This window comes from Clostridium sp. ZBS2, assembly GCF_023845855.1.
Classification (GTDB): domain Bacteria; phylum Bacillota; class Clostridia; order Clostridiales; family Clostridiaceae; genus Clostridium; species Clostridium aquiflavi.
Window position 1 is genome coordinate 57,634 of sequence record NZ_JAMQIF010000010.1, and the last position, 14,673, is coordinate 72,306.

16 protein-coding genes and 1 pseudogene are annotated in these 14,673 nt (G+C 26.6%); 2 read left to right on the plus strand and 15 right to left on the minus strand.

The features are described from left to right. Positions 1-48: 48 nt before the first annotated feature. The gene (locus NG918_RS06610) at positions 49-255 is read right to left on the minus strand and encodes a hypothetical protein (protein WP_252213774.1); all 207 of its coding nucleotides are present in this window, start codon (positions 253-255) and stop codon (positions 49-51) included. A 321-nt stretch (positions 256-576) separates the two neighbouring features. Here NG918_RS06610 and NG918_RS06615 point away from each other — a divergent pair, with 321 nt between their 5' ends. Next, positions 577-1,347, plus strand: a complete 771-nt coding sequence (locus NG918_RS06615; protein ID WP_286673965.1) for a histidinol phosphate phosphatase — start codon at positions 577-579, stop codon at positions 1,345-1,347. 167 nt (positions 1,348-1,514) lie between these two features. On the opposite strand, the gene hisE is transcribed toward NG918_RS06615, so the two are convergent. The 10 genes from hisE to hisZ form a co-directional block, all read right to left on the minus strand. Next, positions 1,515-1,841: a phosphoribosyl-ATP diphosphatase gene (hisE, locus tag NG918_RS06620; protein ID WP_252213778.1), complete on the minus strand. Its 327-nt coding sequence runs from the start codon at positions 1,839-1,841 to the stop codon at positions 1,515-1,517. Positions 1,842-1,862: 21 nt separating this feature from the next. Beyond that, entirely contained in the window at positions 1,863-2,192 is a 330-nt protein-coding gene (hisI, locus tag NG918_RS06625; protein ID WP_252225437.1) for a phosphoribosyl-AMP cyclohydrolase, read from the minus strand. Between the two features lie 51 nt (positions 2,193-2,243). Continuing rightward, the gene (gene hisF, locus NG918_RS06630; protein ID WP_252213782.1) at positions 2,244-3,005 is read right to left on the minus strand and encodes an imidazole glycerol phosphate synthase subunit HisF; all 762 of its coding nucleotides are present in this window, start codon (positions 3,003-3,005) and stop codon (positions 2,244-2,246) included. Between the two features lie 37 nt (positions 3,006-3,042). Continuing rightward, positions 3,043-3,756, minus strand: coding sequence for a 1-(5-phosphoribosyl)-5-[(5-phosphoribosylamino)methylideneamino]imidazole-4-carboxamide isomerase (hisA, locus tag NG918_RS06635; RefSeq protein WP_252213784.1), 714 nt, complete (start codon positions 3,754-3,756; stop codon positions 3,043-3,045). Continuing rightward, on the minus strand, positions 3,753-4,373 hold the full coding sequence (gene hisH / locus NG918_RS06640; protein WP_252213787.1) for an imidazole glycerol phosphate synthase subunit HisH: 621 nt from the start codon (positions 4,371-4,373) through the stop codon (positions 3,753-3,755). Before hisH ends, hisA begins: the two co-directional genes overlap by 4 nt. Before the next feature lie 21 nt (positions 4,374-4,394). Continuing rightward, positions 4,395-4,982, minus strand: a complete 588-nt coding sequence (hisB, locus tag NG918_RS06645; protein ID WP_252213789.1) for an imidazoleglycerol-phosphate dehydratase HisB — start codon at positions 4,980-4,982, stop codon at positions 4,395-4,397. Then, positions 4,972-6,024, minus strand: coding sequence for a histidinol-phosphate transaminase (hisC, locus tag NG918_RS06650; protein ID WP_252213791.1), 1,053 nt, complete (start codon positions 6,022-6,024; stop codon positions 4,972-4,974). The genes hisB and hisC overlap by 11 nt, the downstream gene beginning before the upstream one ends. Further along, positions 6,025-7,311 (minus strand): histidinol dehydrogenase, encoded by a 1,287-nt coding sequence (gene hisD, locus NG918_RS06655; RefSeq protein ID WP_252213793.1) that lies wholly within the window; start codon positions 7,309-7,311, stop codon positions 6,025-6,027. 61 nt (positions 7,312-7,372) lie between these two features. After that, a complete protein-coding gene (gene hisG / locus NG918_RS06660; RefSeq protein ID WP_252213795.1) occupies positions 7,373-7,996 on the minus strand; it encodes an ATP phosphoribosyltransferase in 624 nt (207 codons plus the stop codon). Between the two features lie 2 nt (positions 7,997-7,998). Then, positions 7,999-9,147, minus strand: a complete 1,149-nt coding sequence (gene hisZ / locus NG918_RS06665; RefSeq protein ID WP_252225441.1) for an ATP phosphoribosyltransferase regulatory subunit — start codon at positions 9,145-9,147, stop codon at positions 7,999-8,001. A 282-nt stretch (positions 9,148-9,429) separates the two neighbouring features. Here hisZ and NG918_RS06670 point away from each other — a divergent pair, with 282 nt between their 5' ends. After that, positions 9,430-9,816, plus strand: a complete 387-nt coding sequence (locus NG918_RS06670) for a hypothetical protein (RefSeq protein ID WP_252213799.1) — start codon at positions 9,430-9,432, stop codon at positions 9,814-9,816. A 420-nt stretch (positions 9,817-10,236) separates the two neighbouring features. Here the strand turns inward: NG918_RS06670 and NG918_RS06675 are convergent, their stop codons facing one another. The 4 genes and pseudogenes from NG918_RS06675 to NG918_RS06690 form a co-directional block, all read right to left on the minus strand. Then, complete coding sequence (locus NG918_RS06675; protein WP_252225444.1) at positions 10,237-10,743, minus strand: GNAT family N-acetyltransferase; 507 nt, start codon at positions 10,741-10,743, stop codon at positions 10,237-10,239. A 126-nt stretch (positions 10,744-10,869) separates the two neighbouring features. Continuing rightward, on the minus strand, positions 10,870-12,027 hold the full coding sequence (gene thiI, locus NG918_RS06680; protein WP_252213803.1) for a tRNA uracil 4-sulfurtransferase ThiI: 1,158 nt from the start codon (positions 12,025-12,027) through the stop codon (positions 10,870-10,872). Further along, positions 12,027-13,172 (minus strand): cysteine desulfurase family protein, encoded by a 1,146-nt coding sequence (locus tag NG918_RS06685; RefSeq protein WP_252213805.1) that lies wholly within the window; start codon positions 13,170-13,172, stop codon positions 12,027-12,029. The genes thiI and NG918_RS06685 overlap by 1 nt, the downstream gene beginning before the upstream one ends. Before the next feature lie 563 nt (positions 13,173-13,735). Further along, positions 13,736-14,587, minus strand: a pseudogene (locus tag NG918_RS06690) (DegV family protein). Positions 14,588-14,673: the final 86 nt, after the last annotated feature.

The window sequence follows — 14,673 nt, forward strand, 5'->3', positions numbered from 1 at the left end:
TTATTATTTCTTTTAAATCTATATCTTAATTTATATTTAATATTTTCTTTATAATTTATGCTTACTGCACTTTTTACTTTTACACCCAGTACATTTATTACAATCAACAGATTGGTTATTCTTAGTACAACATCCACCACATTTTAAAAGACCTAATTCTTTAAGTTCTTCCATTGATAAATTGCATACATTTTCTGAATACTCCTCATAATCTGGAGTACCCTTTAATAATTCTTCTTTTTTTATTTCTATCATATTTTTTAATTCTCCTACTATATTTTTTGTTTATTCACATCTCCTTATGATTTGTTATTAAAATGAATTTTATGAAAAATATTGTTTTAGTAACCCTAAATAATGTATAATTACTTTATACTCAATTACATAATATTACTTTATTTATCATATTGTAATATAAAACCTTCTTCAAAATCCCATGTTGTTCATTTAGTTATTTTTTAGATGGACATAATATTTAGTCTGCATTTTAATTATGCAGACTTTTTTAGAATAAACTTATTATAATATATATATCATATATTTCTACATTAATATATAAAAATTGGAGTGATTAAATTGATATTTGATAGCCATATTCATACAATATTTTCATCTGACAGTGATATGAAAATATCTGATGCTATATCAAAAGCAAATGAATTAAATATAGGACTTACACTAACTGAACATTTAGATCAAGATTATCCTGATAAAGATCTGTTCAAATTAGATATTCCTAATTACTTTGATAATTATTCAGAATATAAAAATAATAATTTACTTTTAGGCATAGAATTAGGCTTAACTCTTCCTTCATTTAATACAATAAACGAAAAAGCAAAAAATTTTAATTATGATTTTGTACTAGGATCAGTACATGCTGTTTATGATGAAGATATTTACGTTGACTATTGTAAAAGAGATGATCTTACTAAAAAAGAATTCTTTCATAACTATCTTGAATTCATGCTAAACGTAATAAATAAATATGATTGTTTTGATTCATTAGCACATTTTGACTATCCTTGCAGATATACTAAGTTTGAAAACAATGAAATTGCTTTATGCGATCATGGTGAAATACTTGATAAAATATTTAAAACATTAATTTCTAAAGGAAAAGTACTAGAGATAAATACTCGAAGACTTGATACTAATGAAACATTTCATAATATGATAGATATTTACAATAGATATAAAGAACTTGGTGGTAAATATATAACCCTTGGTTCAGATGCTCATAATGTTAATGACATAGCCACTAATTTCAAAAATGCACTTTCGCTAACAGAAATACTAGGTCTAAAACCCATTTATTTCAAAAATAGAAAACCTGAATTTTTTTAAAATAATTAGACTAAAAAACTCCAATATAGTTTGTTTAATGTAAACTTAAATAAAATATCTGTTTTTATAGATGTTAATATGTGAATAAGTGAAGTGGCAATTAACTTTACTCATTCACATATTAACATCTTATTAAAACAAATCCTAAATAAAGATTATATTAACTTTTAGTATTCTTTTATTGCTTTTCTTTCACCTTTAAAATTATTAATCCTTTCACTTCTTTTTTTTAATTCATTTTTTATATTTTCTAAAGGTATATTAAGCTCAGCCATTAATACAAGTATATGATAAGTTAAATCACATATTTCATTTACTTGTTCCTCTTTATTGCTTTCCTTACTGCTTATTATAACCTCTGTGCACTCTTCTCCAACCTTTTTTAAAATTTTATTTATTCCTTGCGTAAAGAGATAATTAGTATACGATCTATTTTCTCCACTAATTTTTCTTTCTAAAATTGTACTATATAAATTTTTTATCTCATTTTCCATAAAAACCACTCCAATTCTATATTAAAAATCTCTATAAAAACAACTTTTGTTTCCAGTATGACATGCTGCTCCCTTTTGATTTACAGTAATTAAAATAGTGTCATTATCACAATCTATTTTTATTTCCTTTATATATTGAAAATTCCCTGATGTAGCCCCTTTATTCCAAAGTTTCTTTCTACTTCTACTACAAAACCAAGTAGTATCCCCTTCTAAAGTTTTCTTCAAACTTTCTTTTGACATATATCCTAACATTAATACTTCTTTACTTTTATAATCTTGAATTACAGCCGGAATCAGACCATTCCCTTTATCAAAATCAACAATATTTATGCGCTCCTCAATATTCATATAAACCTCTCTAATATATTAAAAATTAGCTTTGTTTTAAATTTAAATTCTTTATACTCTAATGGGTATTTTTTTATTAATCAAATATTTCTTCACATCTTTAACTGTTAATTCACCATAATGAAACAGCGATGCTGCTAATGCTGCATCAGAAATATTATTTTTAAACACCTCATAAAAATCTTCTAAACATCCACATCCGCCTGAAGCTATAACAGGTACACTGGTTATATTGCTTACTGCTTTTGTTAATTCTAAATCAAAACCATTTTTAGTACCATCAGCATCCATTGATGTTAATAAAATTTCTCCTGCACCAAGTTTTGTTACTTCTTCAACCCATGATAATAAATCAATACCTGTATCTATTCTTCCTCCATTAACAACCACATTCCAGCCTGAATTATCCATTCTTTTTTTACCATCGATAGCTAGTACAATGCATTGATTTCCAAAATAAAATGCACTTTCTTTTATTAAATTTTTATTCTTAACAGCTGCTGAATTTAAACTGACTTTGTCTGCTCCAGCTCTTAATATAGCTTTTATATCTTCTAATGAGCTTAATCCGCCTCCAACAGTAAATGGAATAAAAATTTGCTCAGCTACCTCTTCTACTACTTTAAGCATTATTCCACGTTTTTCATGAGTAGCTGTTATGTCTAGGAATACTAATTCATCTGCTCCCTGATCATTATAATGTTTTGCAAGCTCTACTGGATTTCCTACATCAATTAATCCTTTAAAATTTATACCTTTTACTACTCTTCCATCCCTTACATCTAAACAAGGAATTATCCGCTTAGTATGCATGTACTCACCCCCTTTTTAATAAATAATTAAATTATAATTATCTTGTTATATCTATTGCTTCCTTTAATGATAAGCTACCCGAATATATGGCTTTTCCTGTTATTGCCCCATAAACATCAATTTTTTTTAATTCTTTAATATTTTCAATATCTTTTATTCCACCAGATGCTGTTATATCTATATTTACAAGTTTTTTCAATTCAATAAGCATATCAACATTAGGACCCTCTAATGTTCCATCTTTACTTATGTCTGTAACTATTATATTTTTTACACCTAGGGTCTCCATATTTTTTGCAAAATCTAAATAATTAAGTTTGCTTTCTACAAGCCATCCTCTTCCATAAACATATCCATTTTTGCAATCTATACCAACTGAAATTTTTTCTCTATAACACTCAATAGCTTTTTTTAAAAGTTCTTCATCTTCTATAGCTATGGTTCCAAGAATAACTCTAGAAACACCATTTTCTATTAGTTTTTCTATAGTTTTAAAGTTTCTAATTCCTCCACCAACTTCTATAGGAATAGTCAATGTTTTGGCTAGTTTTAATATTATCTTCTCATTAACGCAATATCCAGATTTAGCACCATCTAAATCAACTAAATGAAGATAATCCGCACCTAAACATTCAAATTCTTTTGCTATATTAAAGATATCATTTGCAACTACTTCTTTTTTATTATAGTCACCTTGATAAAGTCTCACTGCTTGACCATCTATTATATCTATTGCAGGTAATATTATCACTTAATCAACTCCCCAAAGTTTTTTAATAACCTAAGTCCTACATCTCCACTCTTTTCCGGATGAAACTGTGCACCTATAATATTTTTATGTCTAACAATTCCAGGAATTTCATTAATTCCATATTCAGAATAAGCAATTAAATCCTCTTCATCATATCCTTGTGCACAATATGAATGGACATAATATACAAAATCACCTTCTTCAACACATTTACAAAGTTCATCTTTTTTATTATAAATAAGATTATTCCAACCTATATGAGGTATCTTTACATTATTATTTTTATCTTCTTTCAATTTAACAATATTACCTTTTAAAAGTCCTAATCCCTCTTCTTCATACCTCTCAAATCCTTTTTCAAAAAGAAGTTGCATTCCAAGGCATATTCCAAGGAGCGGTTTTCCATTTTCAGCTTCTTTTTTTATTATAGTATCTAAAGACTTTTCTTTTATATTGCACATTGCATCTTTAAATGCTCCAACTCCTGGTAATATAATTCCTTTAGAATTTTCAATTTCATTCTTATTACTTGATATTTTATTTTCTATTTCAAGGTTATTTAATGCATTACTTATACTTTTCAAATTTCCCATTCCATAATCGATTATAACTATCATGTAATTTTTAGCCCCCTTAAATTACAATATTCCCTTTGTAGATGGTACTTTATTTAATTCATTTCTTTCTTTTGCCTCTCTTAAAGCTCTTCCAAGTCCTTTAAATAAAGCCTCTATTTTATGATGATCATTTTTTCCATATAAAATTTTACAATGTAATGTTATTTCTGAATTTAATGCAAAAGCTCTAAAAAATTCCTCAACCATTTCAGTAGATAATCCCCCTACTTTTTCTCTAGTAAATTCACAATCAAATACTAAAAAACCTCTACCACTTATATCTAAAGATACTAACGACAACACCTCATCCATAGGCAGAAAAAAAGTTCCATATCTATTTATTCCTTTCTTGTCTCCTATGGCTTCTTTAAATGCTTTACCCAAAATTATTCCAATATCTTCAACACTATGATGATCACACACATTTAAATCCCCATCACAAGATAAATAAACATCCATATTACTATGAAATGAAAATAATTCTAACATATGATCTAAAAAACCAATTCCAGTATGAATTTTATTTAATCCATTTCCATCTAAATTAATATCTATTTTCACCTTAGTTTCACTAGTATTTCTTTCTATTTTAGCTATTCTATTTTGCATATTGTTCTACAACTTGATATATAAAAATTTCTCTTAATACATTTACTAGTTTTCTATTTTCTAACTGTGAACCTACTGTTATTCTAAATGTATCATCAGAAAAATTTCTAATTAATATCCCTTTCTCATTTAATCCATTTAATAAGGCATACTTATGTGATGTTCTTCCAAATATAAAGTTACCTTTGGATGGATAAAACTTTATCTCCATTGAAGCATCCTTCTCTATAGATTTAAGTTGAAGTAATAATTTTTCTCTATGAGCAATAATTACTTTAGAATTTTCTATAACTCTATCTGGATATTTCAATGCAGTTAATACCATAGCTTGAGAGTACGAATTAACTGTATATGGTATCTTTTTTTTACTTAATTTTTCTAATATGTTTTTATTAGATATTAAAAATCCTACCCTTAAAGCAGCTAAACCCCATGCTTTTGAAAGTGTTCTTGTAACAATTAAATTTTTATATTCATTTATATATGAAATCATACTTTCTCCATTAAATTCATAATAAGCTTCATCTACCAGTATTGGAATATTGGGAAATCTTTTTAATAATTTGATAATATCATTATTACTTAATGATAGACCTGTTGGATTATTGGGATTTGAAAATATAATCAAATCTACATTTTCCCTTTCCCCCAATTTAATAAATTCATCTAAATTAAATACTATATTTTCACCTAGTTTATACTTAACTATTTTTCCTCCAAATAAGTCAGTATAAAAATCATACATTGTAAAATCAGGATCTAATGTGAGTACTTTCTTACCATAACCTATATAACGGCTTATAACTAATTGAATCACTTCATCAGATCCATTTCCAACTATAATATTTTCACTTTGTGTTCCAGCATACTCAGCATATAGATTTCTTATTTCAAGCATATTATTTTCAGGATATCTGTGAAGCTCTATAGTAGATAAATTACTTTTCATTTCTATCATTATATTATTATCCATGTCTATATAACTTTCATTGCTATTTAATCTTATTTGGTATTCTTGATCTATATCTATATATTGATTCATTTATACAAGCCTCACTTTCACTGAATTTGCATGAGCAGTTAATCCTTCTTTATTAGCTAATGTTATTATTTTTTCTCCATTTTCTAAAATAGCTTTTTGAGAATAATATAAGAAAGATGATTTTTTAATAAAACTATCTACAGATAATGGTGAAAAGAATCTAGCTGTTCCACTAGTTGGTAGTACATGATTGGTTCCTCCAAAATAATCTCCTATTGGTTCTGGTGAATATCTTCCTAAAAATACGGAACCAGCATTTCTTACCTTCCCTAAATACTCCATTGGATTATCAACCATGAGCTCTAAATGCTCTGGAGCCACAAGATTTGATATATCTATGCATTCATCTATATCTTTACATATTAGAGCTTTACCAAACTTCTTAAGAGAATCTCTTATTATATCTTTTCTTGTAAGATTTTTAATTTGTAATTCTAATTGTTTTTCTACTTCATCATATAGTCTTTTTGAAGTTGTAACTAATATAGATGAAGCTAATTTATCATGTTCTGCTTGAGACATTAAGTCAGCAGCTATAAAACTTGGATTTGAGTTTTCATCTGCTATAATCAAAATTTCACTAGGCCCTGCAATCATATCTATATCCACAGTTCCAAATACTAATTTTTTAGCAAGTGCAACAAATATATTTCCTGGACCAACTATCTTATCTACTTTTTTTATACTTTCTGTACCATAAGCTAGCGCACCAATAGCTTGTGCCCCACCAACTTTATATATTTTATCTACCTTTGCTATACTTGCTGCAACTCCTATATATGGATTTATCTCCCCATCCTTATCAGGTGGAGTTACCATTATAATCTCATCAACTCCAGCTACTTTTGCAGGTATAACATTCATCAATACCGAAGAAGGATACGCTGCTGTTCCACCAGGAACATATACGCCAACTCTCTCTAATGGAATAACTCTTTGCCCTAAATAAACCCCTTTATCTTTAGCCATAATAAATCCATTTGTTTTTTGCTTTTTATGATAATCTTCAATATTTACTTTGGCCTCTTGTAGTGCTTGAATAAATTCTTTTTCAACACAATCAAAACATTTTTCTATTTCTTCACTTTTAACCTCTAATTTTTTTAGTTTAACTTTATCAAATTCATTAGTAAATTTAAATAACGCCTTGTCTCCAAATCTCTTAACTTCTGATAGTATAGTGCTTACATTAAACATAACATCATTTTGTATTGAACCTTCTCTTTGATTTAATTCTTTAATTAATTCACCCTTATTTGCTTCATTAACTTCCATTAAATTTAACAATTGAATCGCCCCCAATTTACTATTGTTAATTATTATATTGTCTTTTAGCATATATAACTTATCAGATTACATCTCTTACTCTATGAAGAAATTCCCTTATTTCATTTTGTTTCATTTTAAAACTAGCTTTGTTTACTATAAGCCTTGCACTTATATCAAATATATTATCCAAAACAATAAGTCCATTTTCTTTTAAAGTAGTTCCAGTCTCCATAATATCTACAATCCCATCACATAGCCCTAGTATTGGTGCAAGCTCTACTGACCCCTCTATTTTTATCACTTCTACATCCATTTGTTTCTTTTTAAAATACTCTTTTGCAACATTTGGATATTTACTTCCTATTTTTATATGTCCAGTCTTTTTAAAAACATCATTTTCAGGCAATGACGCTACTATAAATTTGCATTTTCCAATCCCTAAATCTAATACTTCATAACAATTATCTCCACTTTCCAAGATAGTGTCTTTTCCAACAACTCCAACATCAGCAACACCATGTTCTACATATGTTATTGAATCTGCTCCCTTAACTAAGAAATACTTAATATCTCCATTCCTATCATTAAAAACTAATTTTCTTCCTTTATTTTTTAATTCACCTGGATCAAAATTGGCTTTTTCTAATATTTTTATACTTTCTTCTTCTAATCTCCCCTTCGTAAGTGCAATACTTATTGCCATATTTATCTTCCCCCATATTTAACTATTTTAAATTCACTTAGCTCTTCATCATGAAATAATTCCACTACTTTTCCCTGTTTTCGCAGTTCCTCACTTTTCTTTATAGCTTGTACTACATCTTTGTTACCATAAAAAAATTTATAAATGTCTCTATTTTTCTCCATTATCTCATTATTATCTATATTTTTTATCACTACTAAATCAACATCAATTGAAAACCCTATTGCTGGCAGATCAGTGCCATAAGATTTTATTAATTTATTATATCTACCACCCGCTAATATACTATCTCCAATGTCTTCCCCATACCCCCTAAAAATTATTCCTGTATAATAATTAAGTTTAGGTACCATCCCTAAATCAAAGGTTATATTTTCTTTATATCCTAGTTCTTCTAATTGAATATATAACTCTTCTAAATAACTTATACTTTTTAAAAGTTCATTATTAAAGGCTAATTTTTTTCCTTCTTCAAGCACTTTTCTATCACCAAACATCCAAGGTAATTTATTGAAAAATTTTCTATACTCTTCTTTTATATCTAGTCTTTTTAGAAAGTCTTCTAAATTTTTTAAATTTTTTCCTTCTATCAATTTAGCTATCTTTTCTTTATTCTCCTTATTGATATTTAAATCGTTAAATGCAGAATTAAAAAATTCTATATTACCTATTTCTAATTTAAAATTCTTTAGCCCTAATTTTTTTAATGACTCTAATGCTAACACCAATATTTCTAAATCCTTATCAATACCATTAATCCCCACTAACTCAATACCACAATCAGTATATTCATTTCTTCTACCACCTAAACTCTCATGAACTCTAAAAACATTTGATATATATCTAATTCTTATAGGTAAAGCTTCACCTTTTAATTTAGTAGAAACTAATCTTGCTATTGGTATTGTCATATCTGGTCTTAAAACAAGTATTCTTCCCTTATTATCAAAAAACTTATACATCTCTTCTTCTTTTAAGCTTTCTGGATAATAATTAAATGTTTCATAAAATTCTAATGTTGGTGTTATTACTTCTCTGTATCCCCAATTACTAAATAAATCATCTATGTTTTTTTCTAGGTGCCTTTTTATTTCACATTCATTTAAGACAAGATCTCTTGTCCCTTCTGGAAGCATATTTCTTTTATTCATTACTCCACCCCACTTATTGCTTTTACTTTAACGCGTTAAATCGATATTGTAATTAATAATACTGTATATTTTTGTTAATGTCAATATTAACCATAGATTTTATTAACATTTATTTTATCATATTAACTATAATTTGTTAATTCGATATTTTTATTGTTTTATAATTAATATATTAATAATATATTTTCAATAACCGTAAGTAGGATGGAATATTTATTGAATAAAAAATATTTTAATTAATATAATAATTAATCTATCAATATTAATATAGGAGATGTTTGTATGAATATTTTTATTTTAATTTGTAATATTTGTATACCACTAATAATGATTTGGATAGGAATACTATATAGATATAATTCATCTAAAAAGATAAATAAAACTTTGGATTTAATTGCACCTATAGCAATGTTATTTTCAGGTATTTCTCATGACAAGAAATGTTCTAATAATAAAAATATATTAATATCAGTTAATAAAAAGTGTAGTTTAATATGGAGTATTTCTGGATTTTCTACATTATTTATTTGTTTGATATTATTAATATTAAATAAATCTGATATTAATAATATAAGTATTATATTATTAGAGATTGAATGTTTTATTTTTGTAATTATATATTTGACTGTAGAACATTTATTAAAAACTAAATTTTATAAAAAAAATTAATCAGCGAGCTTAATAATAGACCATTTAATTGGTTCTGGTGCAAAGATTATTGAAAGACAGAACTATTAAATTTACTGTTAAATTATTTTCATGAGATGGATATGATGCATGTGAATTTTTATTGCGTGAGTATTTACTGATAGAAATGCGTAATCAAAAATTATTTAAACCAGATTATTTTACAGAAATTATTCAAAAAAAGAATTAATATTTAAATTATTGGTGCTATTAAATAATTATTTATTTTTTCAATTTAAGCGGTCTCCGAATTGACAAATTTTAATCTTGGATCTATGTCAATATAGTAGACATAGATCCATATATTTTAGTATAAGTACCCAGTTACATTAAAAATTTTCTTATAATAATTAAAGTAAAGATTCCCATCTACGAGCTTCATACTATAATATAAATTTATTTTTAAAGCCCACATTCATCAATTTTTTGTATTGCTTCTTTATCTAATCTATGAATTATCCACTCATTCATTTGCTTAGCACCTATGCTTTCATAAAAGTTAAGAGATGATTCATTCCAATCTAAACAAACCCACTCCATTCTCTCACATTTTTCTTCCTTAGCTATATGTACTAGAGTTTCAAATGCTTCTTTTCCAATGCCGTTTCCTCTATATTCAGGATCTATGTAAATATCCTCTAAATATAATCCTGCTCTTCCTATAAATGTTGAAAAATTAAAGAAGTATATTATATACCCTATAACTTTATTATTAAATTCTATAATCAAAGCATGTGCCCTGTTATTTTCAAAAATTGATTCTCTAAGTATTTCTTCAGTAGCAACAACTTCATCTAGCATCTTTTCATATACTGCTATTTTTTTAATAAATTCTAATATAGCCGGTATATCTTCTTCTGTGGTTTTCTTAAATTTAAGCCCTTTTATTTTTGTTTCTATATATCCCATATTTTACCCCCCTAATAAATTCATATTTATTTTATTATACCAAAAATAAACATCTAAAGGATACGCCTCCAGATGTTTTTAAGTTAATCATATTTAAATATTTGTTGATAAAAACAGAACCAAATATTAATAAATAATAACCTCCATTTCATCAATAGCTTTTCTTACAAGTTCATTTATATTTAGTCTCTTTTCTTCTTCTCTTATTGAATCAACTCTTGGTTTTGTTTTTGGATGTTTAGGCACAAAAATAGTGCAACAATCTTCATAAGGTAATATTGATGTTTCATATGTTTCAATCTTTCTTGCTATATCCATTATATCTGTTTTATCCATAGCTATTAATGGTCTAAAAACAGGTCTATCTGCACAATCATTACTTACTATAAGACCTTCCATTGTTTGACTTGCAACTTGACCTATACTTTCTCCAGATGTTACTGATTGAATTCCTTTTTCCTCTGCTATTTTACAAGCAACTCTCATCATAAATCTTCTCATTATTATAGTAAGTTCATCTTCTCTACACTTCTCTAAAATTTCCATTTGTATTTCAGTAAATGGAACAACATATAAATTTATCTTTTCAGTATATGAAGCTAAGATTTTTGCTAGCTCTTTAACCTTATCTTTAGCTCTTTCTGATGTATATGGATGACTATGATAGTAAACACAATTTAATTCTACACCTCTTTTAGCCATAAGATACCCTGCTACAGGTGAATCTATTCCTCCTGATAGCATAAGTATCGTGCTTCCATTCATACCATATGGTAGTCCTGCTACTCCTTTTTTAATGTCTGTATTAGACCATACATATGCATTTTTATTTCTTATTTCAACATTTATTAAAATATCTGGAGTTTTTACATCTACACTTATTTCTTTATCACAATTATTTAATATATAAGCTCCTATATCCCTTGATATATATGTTGAATTTTCACCAAAATTTTTATTAGCCCTATTAGTGTTTACTTTGAATGTTTTTCCTTTAGCTTCATTAAGTTTTTCAAGTCCTGCTTTTTTTATACAATTCATATCCATCTCTACTACATCTACTAATGCTACTTCAGATATGCCAAAAACATTACTTAATCTCTTAATACTCTCATCAATTTTATCAGTTTTTATAAAATACCTGCCACTATCTTGTATAAATTCTATTTTTATTCCTTCTAGTTTTTTTCCTATATTATCTCTTAATCTCTTTTCAAATTTATTTCTATTTAGTCCTTTTAAAAATATTTCTGGTGCATATTTAACTAAAATTAATTTTTCCATTATCTCTTCATTCTCCTTAAAAATTTAAGACCTTTTTCTAAGACTTCTATCACATAATCTACTTCTTCTTCAGTATTATCATAAGAAAATGAAAATCTAACACCGCCTAAAATTTCATCTTTAGTTAAATTCAGAGCTTTTAAAACATAGCTCCCACTATTTATCCTACCTTTAGAAGAACATGCCGATCCTGTGGATACATATATATTTTCTTCTTCTAAAAAATGCAATAAAACCTCTCCTCTAACTCCTTTAAATGATATATTTAGTATGTACGGTGAGAAATCATCATTCAATAAACTGTTAATTTTAATATCTTTAAACAATTCTAATTTTTCAATAAATCTTTGTTTTATTTTGTAGACTTTATTATAGTTACTATTCAAATTATCATTTACTATTTTAGCCGCTACTGACATCCCCATAATTCCTGATATGTTTTGAGTGCCTGCTCTAGCTCCAAATTCTTGTTCACCACCTTCAATTAACGGATTTAATATATTTGACTTTTTAATATACATAAACCCACAACCTTTTGGACCATAAAATTTGTGACTACTAGCAGTTAAAAAGTCTATATTCATTTCTTTTACATCTAACTTAAGTTTCCCATAACTTTGAACTGCATCCACATGAAATTTAGCTCTACTGCTATTTTCTTTTATTAGCTCACCTATTTGTTTTAAATCTTGTATTACCCCAACTTCATTATTAACATGCATTATTGATACAAGTGCAGTTTCTTTAGTTATAGAATTTTTAAGATCATTTAAATCTACTTTTCCATTACTATCTATTTTTAAATATGTTATCTCAATTCCATTGCTTTCCAAATTCTTTATTGTATTTGCAATTGAACTATGCTCAAATGGTGTTGTTATAAAATGAGCGCCTTTTTTTAATATACCTTTAATTACTTGATTATTTCCTTCGCTTGCACCAGAGTTAAAATATATTTCATTTTCATTTGCATTTATTGTCTTTGCTAAAACTTCTCTACATTCTTTAAGCTTTCTTTCACTTTTCAACCCTAATCGATGAAGAGAAGAAGGATTACCATAATACTCTTTCATTCCATAAGTGACTTCTTCTATAACTTCATTTAAAGGTTTAGTAGTTGCACTATTATCAAAATAAACTTCCATTATTTTTTCGTCCTTTCATTAAATATATGGCTTATTAATCATTAGATTTTTTTATTGTATTTTAAGAATATTTAAAATAACGCTTGTTCATGAGAAGCTTTATTAAATAAATAGTATACATAATATTCTTAGATCAAAACTTTCTCTCAATAAGTAATCATTGTTTTATACTAATTATTATTTTACACTACAATACTAAAATTGTCTCAAAATAAGCCTAATCTTTTTTATATTTTGTACTAATCTTTTTAATTTATTAGTTTTATAAAAGCTTTTGTAAAACTTACTTCACCACATTTTAGATTAAAGTTTCTAATTTTATATTTCGCCACACTTTTTAATCTTAAATTTTTTTATTTCTTAATAATAAAAGGTTATGTTTTAGCAGCCTGTTGATATATGTATAAGCAAAGTGAATTTAGTAATTGAACTTAGGAATACTAAAAATTAATATATCAACACATATTTAAAACACAGCCTAATAAAAAAATCGCTAAATTTAAATTATTAATAATTTAAATTTAGCGATTTTAATTAAACTTGTCTTTGTTATATATAAGAATTTAACATTTAGTATAGTATGCAACCCCCATACTGCCTGGACCTACATGTAATCCTATTATAGGGCCTATATATTGAATAGTAACAGGTATATCTAATTTTTCTTCTAGTCTTTTAGCAAGTTCTAATCCTTCACTTTCACAATTAATATGATGAACTATAACTTCGCCTAAACCTTTTTCTTTAACATTCTTTATAACTTCATTTACTATTGTATCAACTGCTTTTTTCTTTGTTCTTACTTTATCAAATACTGTAGTTTCCCCATTCTCTACTGTTAAAATAGGTCTTATTTGAAGTATTGTTCCAAGTAAAGCAGAAGCTCCGCCTATTCTTCCACCTTTTTTTAAATACTTTAGTGTATCTGGTACAAATAAAAATCTACTATTTTCTTTTACTTGTATTGCTGCTTTAACAACTTCATTTATACTATTTCCAAATTTAGCACTTCTTGCAGCCTCCAACACTTGATATCCCATCTGCATACAATTAGTTGTTGAATCTATTAGCTCTATTTTTGCATCAGGATATTCTTATAAAATCATTTCACGAACTAAATTAGAACTTGAATATGTTCCACTCATCTTTGATGATAAAAATATTCCTACAACATCATGTCCATTAACTACTTTTTCCTTAAATATTTTAAAAAGTTCATCAATACTTGGTTGTGATGAAGTTGGAATTTCATTGCTTTTTTCCATCTCTTCATAGAATTCTTTGTTATTTAAATCAATTTCTTTATAACTTTTTCCATTTAAAATAACATTCAATGAAGCAATTGAAATATCATATTCTTCAAGTAATTTTTGTGGAATACAACTAGTACTGTCTGTTACTATCTTTACTGCCATGGTTATCCCCCTAATATATGTAATTTTTATAACTACAATTATATCATATTTATTAGTTATTTCCCTATATTATCGGTTTCTAATCT